This is a genomic window from Microtetraspora fusca (assembly GCF_001570365.1).
Classification (GTDB): domain Bacteria; phylum Actinomycetota; class Actinomycetes; order Streptosporangiales; family Streptosporangiaceae; genus Microtetraspora; species Microtetraspora fusca.
The window spans coordinates 34,045-43,611 of record NZ_BBYK01000086.1; the positions used below are offsets into that span (position 1 = coordinate 34,045).

General features: G+C 71.9%; 9 protein-coding genes. 8 read left to right on the forward strand and 1 reads right to left on the reverse strand.

What is annotated here, in order from left to right:
- The first annotated feature begins 12 nt into the window (after positions 1-12).
- Genes ureA through AWQ68_RS38195 form a run of 3 tightly spaced genes read left to right on the forward strand, consistent with a single transcriptional unit; the run spans position 13 to position 3,341 of the window.
- Positions 13-699, forward strand: a complete 687-nt coding sequence (gene ureA, locus AWQ68_RS38185) for an urease subunit gamma (protein WP_066950966.1) — start codon at positions 13-15, stop codon at positions 697-699.
- Positions 699-2,342 carry an urease subunit alpha gene (locus tag AWQ68_RS38190; RefSeq protein ID WP_066950969.1) on the forward strand — a complete coding sequence of 548 codons (1,644 nt, stop codon included), beginning with the start codon at positions 699-701 and terminating at the stop codon, positions 2,340-2,342. Before ureA ends, AWQ68_RS38190 begins: the two co-directional genes overlap by 1 nt.
- 18 nt (positions 2,343-2,360) lie before the next feature.
- Positions 2,361-3,341 (forward strand): agmatine deiminase family protein, encoded by a 981-nt coding sequence (locus tag AWQ68_RS38195; protein WP_066950993.1) that lies wholly within the window; start codon positions 2,361-2,363, stop codon positions 3,339-3,341.
- Positions 3,342-3,438: 97 nt separating this feature from the next.
- On the opposite strand, the gene AWQ68_RS38200 is transcribed toward AWQ68_RS38195, so the two are convergent.
- Positions 3,439-3,954: an NUDIX domain-containing protein gene (locus AWQ68_RS38200; protein ID WP_066950971.1), complete on the reverse strand. Its 516-nt coding sequence runs from the start codon at positions 3,952-3,954 to the stop codon at positions 3,439-3,441.
- 117 nt (positions 3,955-4,071) lie between these two features.
- Between AWQ68_RS38200 and AWQ68_RS38205 the strand changes: the two genes are divergently transcribed.
- The 5 genes from AWQ68_RS38205 to AWQ68_RS38225 all read left to right on the forward strand — a co-directional run bounded on the left by AWQ68_RS38205 (position 4,072) and on the right by AWQ68_RS38225 (position 9,473).
- The gene (locus AWQ68_RS38205) at positions 4,072-5,208 is read left to right on the forward strand and encodes an ADP-ribosylglycohydrolase family protein (protein ID WP_084464867.1); all 1,137 of its coding nucleotides are present in this window, start codon (positions 4,072-4,074) and stop codon (positions 5,206-5,208) included.
- Positions 5,209-5,427: 219 nt separating this feature from the next.
- Complete coding sequence (locus tag AWQ68_RS38210) at positions 5,428-6,924, forward strand: alpha/beta fold hydrolase (protein WP_169809066.1); 1,497 nt, start codon at positions 5,428-5,430, stop codon at positions 6,922-6,924.
- 127 nt (positions 6,925-7,051) lie between these two features.
- Positions 7,052-8,278 (forward strand): sensor histidine kinase, encoded by a 1,227-nt coding sequence (locus tag AWQ68_RS38215; protein WP_066950976.1) that lies wholly within the window; start codon positions 7,052-7,054, stop codon positions 8,276-8,278.
- The gene (locus AWQ68_RS38220; protein WP_066950978.1) at positions 8,269-8,910 is read left to right on the forward strand and encodes a response regulator; all 642 of its coding nucleotides are present in this window, start codon (positions 8,269-8,271) and stop codon (positions 8,908-8,910) included. The genes AWQ68_RS38215 and AWQ68_RS38220 overlap by 10 nt, the downstream gene beginning before the upstream one ends.
- A 23-nt stretch (positions 8,911-8,933) precedes the next feature.
- The gene (locus AWQ68_RS38225) at positions 8,934-9,473 is read left to right on the forward strand and encodes a hypothetical protein (RefSeq protein WP_066950981.1); all 540 of its coding nucleotides are present in this window, start codon (positions 8,934-8,936) and stop codon (positions 9,471-9,473) included.
- Positions 9,474-9,567: the final 94 nt, after the last annotated feature.

Consider the following 9,567-nt stretch of genomic DNA (forward strand, 5'->3'; position numbering starts at 1 on the left):
CCGGAGGAAGACGTGAGACTGACGCCCACAGAGCGGGATCGGCTGCTGCTGTTCACAGCGGCCGAGCTGGCCCGCTCCCGGCGGGCCAGGGGCTTGCGGCTCAACGTGCCCGAGGCGACCGCGCTGATCGCGGACACCGTGTGCGAGGCGGCCCGCGCGGGCGCGCGGTTGGCGGACGCGATCGAGGCGGGCCGCGGTCTCCTCGGCCCAGACGACGTGCTGCCCGGCGTGCCCGACATCGTGACCGAGATCCAGGTCGAGGCCGTCTTCGACGACGGCACCCGGCTCGCCGTCGTCACCGACCCGTTCGGCGGCGGCTCGCTCGGCGACGACGCCCCCGGCGCGGTCCTGGCCGCCGAGCCCCCGGCCGGCGAGGAGGAGCCGGTGGAAACCGTCGAGATCGAGGTGGTCAACACCGCCACCGTCCCGATCAGCGTGACCTCGCACTTCCACTTCTTCGAGGTCAACCCGCTGCTGCGGTTCGACCGCGCCGCCGCCTACGGCCGCCGGCTGGCCGTCCCCGCGGGCTCCACGATCCGGTTCGACCCCGGCGCCCGCCGTACGGTTCCGCTGGTCCCCATCGGCGGCGCGCGGGTGGCGATCGGCTTCGCGGGCCTGGTGGACGGCCCGCTGGACGCGCCCGGCGCGTTCGAGACCGCGATGGAGCGGGCGCGGGCCTGCGGATATCTGGGGGCGTGATGAGTCTGTACGGCTACCGCAAGGGCGACCGGGTACGGCTGGGCGACTCGGGACTGGTCGTCGAGGTCGAGCACGACTCGCAGAAGCGGGGCGAGGAGTTCCTGGCCGGGTTCGGCAAGACCGCCAGGGACGGGCTGCACCTGAAGGCCGCCTCCGTACGCGACACCTGCGACCTGGTGATCAGCAACGTGCTGATCCTGGACCCGGTCCTGGGCGTGCGCAGCGCCTCGATCGGCGTGCGCGAGGGCCGGATCCACGCGATCGGCCGCGCCGGCAACCCCGACACGCTCGACGGCGTGGACGTGGTGGTGGGCACCGGCACCACGATCGTGTCGGGCGAGGGCCTGATCGCGACGGCCGGCGCGATCGACACCCACGTCCACCTGCTCTCGCCGCGGATCATGGAGGCGTCGCTGGCCTCCGGCGTGACGACGATCATCGGCCAGGAGTTCGGCCCGGTGTGGGGCGTCGGGGTGAACTCGCCCTGGGCGCTGCGGCACGCGTTCAACGCCTTCGACGCCTGGCCGGTCAACATCGGCTTCCTGGCCCGCGGCTCGTCCTCCCACTCCGCGCCTCTCGTCGAGGCCCTGGTCGAGGGCGGCGCGTCCGGCTTCAAGGTGCACGAGGACATGGGCGCGCACACCCGCGCCCTGGACACCGCCCTGACCGTCGCCGAGGAGTACGACGTCCAGGTGGCGCTGCACACGGACGGGCTGAACGAATGCCTGTCCGTGGAGGACACCCTGTCCGTGCTCTCCGGGAGGACGATCCACGCGTTCCACATCGAGGGCTGCGGCGGCGGGCACGTGCCCAACGTGCTCAAGCTGGCCGGGGTGCCGAACGTGATCGGCTCCTCCACCAACCCGACGCTGCCGTTCGGCCGCGACGCCCTCGCCGAGCACCACGGCATGATCGTCTCGGTGCACGATCTCAAGCTCGACCTGCCCGGCGACGCGGCGCTCGCCAGGGACCGGATCAGGGCGGGGACCATGGGCGCCGAAGACGTCCTGCACGACCTGGGCGTCATCGGCATCACCTCCTCCGACGCGCAGGGCATGGGCCGGGCCGGGGAGACCGTCAGGCGCACGTTCGCCATGGCCGGCAAGATGAAGGCCGAGCGCGGCGCCCCCGACCGGCACGACAACGAGCGCGTGCTGCGCTACCTGGCCAAGCTGACGGTCAACCCCGCCATCGCGCACGGCCTGTCCCACGAGGTCGGCACGCTCGAGGTGGGCAAGCTCGCCGACATCGTGCTCTGGCGCCCGGCCTACTTCGGGGCCAAGCCGCAGCTCGTCCTGAAGGCGGGCTTCCCCGCGTACGGCGTGACCGGCGACCCGAACGCCTCCACCGACGTCTGCGAGCCGCTGGTGCTCGGCCCGCAGTTCGGCGCGCACGGCGCGACCGCCGCCGACCTCTCGGTCGCCTTCGTCGCGCAGGCCGCCGCGTCCGGCGACCGCATGCCCACCCGCAGGCGCCGGGTCGGGGTGCGCGGCACCCGCGGCATCGGCCCCGCCTCGATGGTGCACAACGCCCGCCTGGGCCGCGTGGACGTCGATCCGCACGGCCGCGTCTCCCTGGACGGCGAGCCGGTCGAGTCCGGCCCCGCCGACTCCGTTTCCCTGAACCGTCTCTACTTCCTCTGAGGAGCGATCCCCGTGTTCATGCCGCCGGAATGGCACCCGCACAGTCGTACCTGGATGTCGTGGCCCGTCGGCTACGCCCTGGACCGGCCGGAGGCGTCGTACCGGGCGTGGTCTGCGGTCGCCAACGCGATCGTGCGCCACGAGCCCGTCACGATGCTGGTCGACCCGTCCGAGCGGGCGTCCGCGGCCGCCTGGCTCGACCCGCGGGTCGAGGTGATCGAGCAGCCGCTCGACGACTGCTGGATGCGCGACAACGGCCCCACCTTCGTGTTCGACGGCGGGCGGCTCAAGGGGATCGACTGGACCTTCAACGGCTGGGGCTGGGCCCCGCACGAGAAGGACGACCTGGTCGCCGCGTCCATCCTCGACCGGGTGGGCGTGCCGCGCCATCGCACCGCGATGGTCGGCGAGGGCGGCGGCATCCACGTGGACGGCGAGGGCACGGTCATCGTCACCGAGACCGTCCAGCTCGACCCCCGCCGCAACCCGGGCTGGACGAAGGCGGACGCCGAGGCCGAGCTGCGCGCCCTGCTGGGCGTCGAGAAGGTGATCTGGCTCCCCCGCGGCCTGACCGCCGATTACGGCGGCTACGGCACGAACGGCCACGTGGACCTGCTGGCCTCGTTCGTACGGCCCGGCCTGGTGCTCTGCCACGTGCAGCCCGACCCGGCGCACCCCGACCACGAGGTCACCCGGGAGAACCTCGCGATCCTGCATGCCGCCACGGACGCCAAGGGCCGCCCTCTTGAGGTGATCGAGCTGCCCGCCCCCACCGTCCTGGAGGCGGACGGCAAGCTCGTCGACTACTCGTACATCAACCACTACCTCGCCAACGGCCTGGCCCTGCTCTGCTCCTTCGACGACCCGAGGGACGCCGAGACCGCCGACCTCTTCGCGAAGCTCTTCCCCGACCGCGCGATCGCGTCGGTCGACGCCCGCGACATCTTCGCGCTCGGCGGCGGCATCCACTGCATCACCCAGCAGCAGCCCGCGACCTGACCCGCACGCCCCGGCCGGTTTCCCACCCCGAAACCGGCCGGGAAGCACCACCCGCGCGGCGTCGGCCTCCGTAGGACCCGGTTCGTACAGGCGCGGGCTAGCGTGCGGGGGCCGCGAGGTGGGCGAACTCGGGGTGATGCCAGGGGAGCCGGACCGGCTCCGTCGGGATCTCACCGGCGTAGAGGCGCTCCAGCACGCCCGCCAGCCCCCAGGGGACGACGTTCTCCGTCGTGGCCCGGATCTCCGTGAACGGCCACCATCGGTGCCCGGTGATGTACGTGCGCTCGTGGCGTTCGAGACCCGCCGAGTCCAGGTCGAAGGCGGGCGCCCGGAGGAAGAAGAACGACTCCACGGAGAACCGGATCCGGCCGTCCCACTCCGCCCTCCAGTGGCCGGAGGTGGTGGCGACGACGGGCCCCAGGTCCTCCGGCGCGACCCGGTGGCCGGTCTCCTCGCGCAGCTCACGCGCCGCCGCCACGTTGAGCGGCTCCCCCTTGGCGATGCCGCCACCGGGGGTGAACCAGATGGCCTCCACGCTGCTGAAGAGCAGGAGCCGGTCGTCGTCGTCCGCGAGAAGAACCCGCGCGGTCGGGCGCTTGATGAAACGAGGCATGATCGGAGCCTAAACGGACCACTTTCGCGGGTGACGCGGCTCACCCTCGCCCCTGCCGGGCCGCGTGATGTTCCGTGATGCCAACCAGTGGGATACCCGGACAACGTGAAGGAGAGCATGGATTTGGACGCCAGGGCACGAGACGCGGCATATCAGGGCAGTGCGCCGGAAGAAGCGGGGACGGCAGGCGGCGTACGGCACTTCGGGGACAGGGTCCGGGGGTGCCTACTGGGCGGAGCGATCGGCGACGCGCTCGGCGCGCCCGTGGAGTTCGACTCGATCGCCGCGATCCGCCACGTCCACGGCGCGGCCGGGGTGACCGATCTCGTGCACGACCGGCGTGGCGCCCGCGGCCTGATCACCGACGACACCCAGATGACGCTCTTCACCGTGGAGGGGCTCATCCGCGCCCGGAGCCGGGACGTCGGCGGCGCGGAGGTGGCCGTCATCCGCAACGCCTACCTGCGCTGGCTCGACACGCAGGACCACCGGCTGCCGCCGCCGGCCGACGGCCTCGTCCGCACCGGCCGGCTTCGTGAGGAGGCGTGGCTGTACTCGCGCCGCGCTCCCGGAAACGCCTGCCTGTCCGGACTGCGCTCGGAACTCGGCCCGCTCGCGGCTCCCGGGATGCCCGGACCGGTCAACCCGGGGTCCAAGGGGTGCGGCACGGTGATGCGGTCCGCGCCGTTCGGGCTGGCCGCCGCCGATGCGCGCCGCGCCTTCCGGCTCGCCGCCGAGTGCGCCCAGATCACCCACGGGCACCCCACCGGCTATCTCGCCGCCGGGGCCTGCGCGGCACTCGTCTTCTTCCTCGTACGGGACACGCCGCTGGAGCGGGCCGTCGACAGCACCCTCGACCTGCTCGGCACACACCCCGGCCACGGGGAGACCACCGCCGCGCTCCGGGCCGCGGTCGCCCTGGCGGCGAAGGGGGACCCGTCGCCCGAGGCGGTCGAGTCCCTCGGCGGCGCGTGGATCGCGGAGGAGGCCCTGGCGATCGCCGTCTACTGCGCCCTGGTCGGCGGGGAGGACGTGGAGCGGGCGCTGCTGCTCGCGGTCAACCACTCCGGCGACAGCGACTCCACCGGCGCGATCTGCGGCAACCTCCTGGGCGCGCGGTACGGCGAGGCCGCGCTCCCCGGGCGCTGGCTGTCCCGGCTCGAAGGCCGTGACTCCATCGCGCGGCTCGCCGACGACTTCGTCACCGCGTTCACCGGCGGCGACCTCCCGGCCGACGCCTATCCCGGCTGCTGATCGGGGCCGACGCCTTCTTGAACTCGATCGGCGACCCGAACCCCGGCCCTCCCTATGCGATCGGGGTCGGCAGGCCCGTCGGGCCGGTGGCCGACGATGAAGGCGGCGAGGCCGTGGAGGTGGGGCTGGGCGCACGTGCGAAAGGTGGGGTGTGCCTCACCTTGTTTTGGGATGCCTCGGCCATGTCACCGGGCCGGTCGTGATCTCTACGGTGAGCGCATGACAAACCGAACGAAACGGCCGGTCAGACCGGCACCGGTCCGCTCCGCATATCGGGTGAAGACCGTGCCGGTCGCCCTGTCGGCCCTGTCCGCGCTCCTGGGACTGACCGTACTGCCGGCAGCGGCCCAGGCCGCCCCAGCCCTCACCTGGAAGGCCTGCCCTTCCGGCCAGGGCCCAGTAGAAATGGAATGCACGGCGATCGAGGTGCCGGTGGACTGGTCCGCGCCGGGTAAGGCCACGATCAAGCTGGACCTCGCCCGACTGCCCGCCACCGAGCCGTCGCTCCGCCTCGGCAGCGTTCTCGTCGTGCCCGACGGCGGTCCGGGGATCCAAGGCGTCCTCTCCTCGGCTTCGGAGTCGTTCACGAAGTTGCGCCGGCACTTCGATGTCGTCGGCTACAACCCGCGTACCAGTGCGGCAGGGCGCTATCTGCCGCCCTCGTGCGGGGTTCCCGGGCTGCCGCTCAACGACCCGCGTGACCGCGCCGCGTACGAGGCCCAGGCTGCCGCCCTGGAACGCCTGGTCGATCGGTGCCGCCAGGACGACACGACCGGCCTGGCCGACCACCTGGACTCGGAATCGGTGGCCAGGGACATGGAGGCCATCCGAACCGCCCTCGGCCAGGACAGGCTCACCATGCTGGCCTTCTCCTACGGCGGGGTTCCGGCCGCCGCCTACGCGCGGCTTTACCCTGGGCACGTCCGAGCAGTGGTTTTCGACAGCACGCCTGACTCGACGGTGGGCTGGCGCGGTATGGAACGCGCGCAACTTCGCACGACTGAGGCGGCGTTCAAGCGCTTCACCACCTGGTGCGCCGGTGACGACGCGTGCGCCCTGCGAGGGCGGAACGTGCGCACGCTCTGGCGCAAGCTGATCAAGAGCACCGGCCGCAGGCCCGTCACGTACGCCTCCGCCCGGCTGGGCGAGATCAGACTGACCGATTTGCACCTCAAGGCGCTGGCCCGGACGGTCCTCCCCGTTCCGGAGAAGGCGCCGGAGTTCGCCGACGCGCTGCTCAAGGCGAGCAAGGGCGACTTCGCCTGGTTCGGCGAGCAGGTCCTGGGCATCTCCGCGAGCTGGAGCTCGCCGGGCGCGGCGGCGACCCGGTGCCCGGATGGCCTGGTCAGGCTGGGGTACGAGGCGCTCGTCAGCGACCGCCGTTACAGCGAGCGGATCTCCCGCGATTTCGGCGGCGGAGTCGGCACCGGGCTGGAGGCCCTGGCCTGCTCCGGCTGGCGGCACCGGCCGGTGAACCCGCCACGCCCCCTACCGGCCGGCCTGCCTCCTGCGCTGGGTCTCGGCGGCGACCGTGACTTCCCGGTCACCGAGCTCCTGGTGAGGAGGATCCCCGGCTCGGTCACCGTCCGCTATGACGGCCCCGTCCACGTCGCCTATCTGCGGGCGAAGGACCCGTGCGTGACGGGGTACGCCGACCGGTATCTGACGGCGCTGACCTTGCCCCCCGCGGGCACCCTCTGCTCGCCCCGGCAGTGATGACACAGCGGAAAACCTGCCCATACGCTGCTCGGGCCGCGACTCGGGGAAAGGTGGGGTTTACCTCACCTTTTTCTGGGATATCCGGGTCATGTCGTCGAGCCGTGCCGATGCCTAGGGTTGGCGCATGACCACTCCCTGGGACCGGATTCGGAGCCACTGGTCGTCGCCGACCTGGCTCCGTACCATCCACGTGACGGCGGGCGTCCCGATCGCGCTCATCTCGATGGCAGCGATCTTGGGGCTGGGCGCGCTGTCGATAGTACTGGCGTGGACGGTCGTCGTCCCCCTGGTCGCACTGCTGATCCTCACCCGGATCGTGCCGCTGCTCACCTGGCTGCAGCGCACCCGGTTCGCCGCCTTCCTCGACCAGGACATCCCCCCGCTACCGCGTCTCCCCCGGGACGGGAGCCCCCTCAGACGGCTTCTCCTTCAGACGCGATCGGGCAGCCTGTGGCGGCAGATCGCCTATCACCTGGCGGTCGGGCCTCTGATCGGCGCGGCGGGCTTCCTGTGCGGGGCCGTGGCATGGTCGGCCTGCCTGGTCGCAGCCGTCATCACCGTGCAACTCCTGCTGGCCGGAGGCGACTGGACCACCATCCTGCCCGCGGCGAGCGCACTCGCGCTGTTCGTGGTGGTGCCGTGGCTGCTTCGAGGGATCACCGCGCTCGACACGCTCGCGGCGCGCGCGTTGCTTGGTCCCAGCGTGAAAGACGAGCTGGTCAGGCGGGTGGAGACGCTGCGGGAGAGCCGGGCCGAGGTGGTCGAGGCCGCCGACGCGGAACGTCGCCGGATCGAACGCGACCTGCACGACGGCACGCAGCAGCGGCTCGTGTCGCTCGCCCTCAAGCTCGGCATGGCCCGCAGCGCCTTCACCGACCTGCCCGAGCCCGCCCGCCAGGTGATCGTGCGCTCGCACGAGGAGGCCAAGCAGGCGTTGAAGGAACTGCGCGACGTCGTGCAGGGGTTGCACCCGGCCGTGCTCAACGACCAGGGCCTGGACGCGGCGCTGTCCGGCATCGCGGCGCGCGCCCCCTTTCCCGTGCGGCTCAGCGTCGACGTGCCGGAACGCGCCTCTCCCGTGATCGAGGCGGTGGCGTTCTTCGTCGTCTCCGAAGCGCTGACCAACGTCGCCAAGCACGCACGGGCCTCCGAGGCCGAGGTCAGCGTGCGCCGCGACGGCGACGTGCTCCGCCTCGTCGTACGCGACAACGGCCGAGGAGGCGCCGATCCCGCCAAGGGGTCGGGTCTGCGCGGACTGGCGCAGCGTTCGGGCTCGGTGGACGGAACGCTGCGCATCGACAGCCCGAGCGGTGGCCCGACGACGATAGAGGTGGACCTGCCGTGCGCGTAGTGCTCGCCGAGGACTCCGTCCTCCTCAGGGAAGGCCTCGTCTGGGTCCTCGGATCCGCCGGTATCGAGGTCGTGGCCGCGGTGTCCGACGCCGAGGGGCTGCTGCGGGCGGTGGACGACCAGGAGCCCGATCTCGTCGTCACGGACGTGCGGATGCCCCCGTCGCACACCGACGAGGGCCTGCGCGCGGCGTTGCTGCTGCGCCACCGGCGGCCGAAGCTGCCCATCCTCGTGCTCTCGCAGTACGTCGAGGAACGCTACGCGACCCGGCTGCTGTCCACGGCGACGACCGGCATCGGATATCTGCTCAAGGACCGGGTGGCCGACGTCGCCGAGTTCCTGGACTCGCTGCGCCGGGTCGCCGCGGGCGGCACGGCCCTGGACCCCGAGGTGGTCGCCCAGCTGCTGGTGCGCCGGCACAGCGACCCACTGGACCTGCTGACCCGCAGGGAGTACGAGGTGCTCGCGCTGATCGCGGAGGGACGGTCCAACGCCGGCATCGCCGAGGCCCTCGTGGTCTCCGAAAGTGCGGTCGGCAAGCACATCAACAACATCTTCGCCAAGCTCGGGCTCTCCGGCGCCGAGAAGGATCACCGGCGGGTGCTGGCCGTGCTGCGATTCCTGAAGATTTGAGAGGCGACATGATGCGAAGAGCGGTGCGGACCAGTTGGATCGCCGCCGGCGCGGCGGTGACCGTGTCCGCGGTGGTGGCGATGGCGTTGGCGGCGTGGGCGGAGATCCGCGTGCCCCACAGCTACGACTTCTCCTTCCCCGGCTCCTACCGGTCGTCGGTCCTCGATCAGAGTGGAACCGAGACGAGGACCGTGACGTACGCCATCACCACGCCCCAGATCATCGTGGACGTCCGGGGCAGGGTCGAGGTTCGGGTCGCTCCGGGCGTCCCCGGACGCCTCTCCGTCAAGCGGGAGACGACCTGGCACGGCGGGTCGCCCTCGATGAGCGAGACCTGGGAGTCAGGGAAGACGCTGCGGGTCGAGGTGACCTGCTCCCGGGACCTGGGGCGGGTGGATCCCGGCTGTCGCACCGTCTACACCTTGAGCGCGCCCCCCGGCGTCGGCGTGCTGGTGACGACACCCGACTGGACTGTGCCGTGCCCGCCGACCGAGGCGGAGGTGACCTGCGGCCCCCACCACAAGCCCCAGGTCACAGCGCCCGAAAGCCCCGATGGCGCGTAGCGCCGACGTTCCTCAACCCTGATCCCCATAGCGAACGGCGGCCCCCGGAACATCTCCCAGGAACCGCCGTTCACCCTGCTTCTACTTGAAACCA

Bases quoted from the DNA above. Each gene is read 5' to 3' on its own strand.
- AWQ68_RS38190 (WP_066950969.1), top strand. From the start codon at position 699: ATGAGTCTGTACGGCTACCGCAAGGGCGACCGGGTACGGCTGGGCGAC.
- AWQ68_RS38195 (WP_066950993.1), top strand. From the start codon at position 2,361: ATGCCGCCGGAATGGCACCCGCACAGTCGTACCTGGATGTCGTGGCCC.
- AWQ68_RS38200 (WP_066950971.1), bottom strand. From the start codon at position 3,954: ATGCCTCGTTTCATCAAGCGCCCGACCGCGCGGGTTCTTCTCGCGGAC.
- AWQ68_RS38205 (WP_084464867.1), top strand. From the start codon at position 4,072: ATGGATTTGGACGCCAGGGCACGAGACGCGGCATATCAGGGCAGTGCG.
- AWQ68_RS38210 (WP_169809066.1), top strand. From the start codon at position 5,428: ATGACAAACCGAACGAAACGGCCGGTCAGACCGGCACCGGTCCGCTCC.
- AWQ68_RS38215 (WP_066950976.1), top strand. From the start codon at position 7,052: ATGACCACTCCCTGGGACCGGATTCGGAGCCACTGGTCGTCGCCGACC.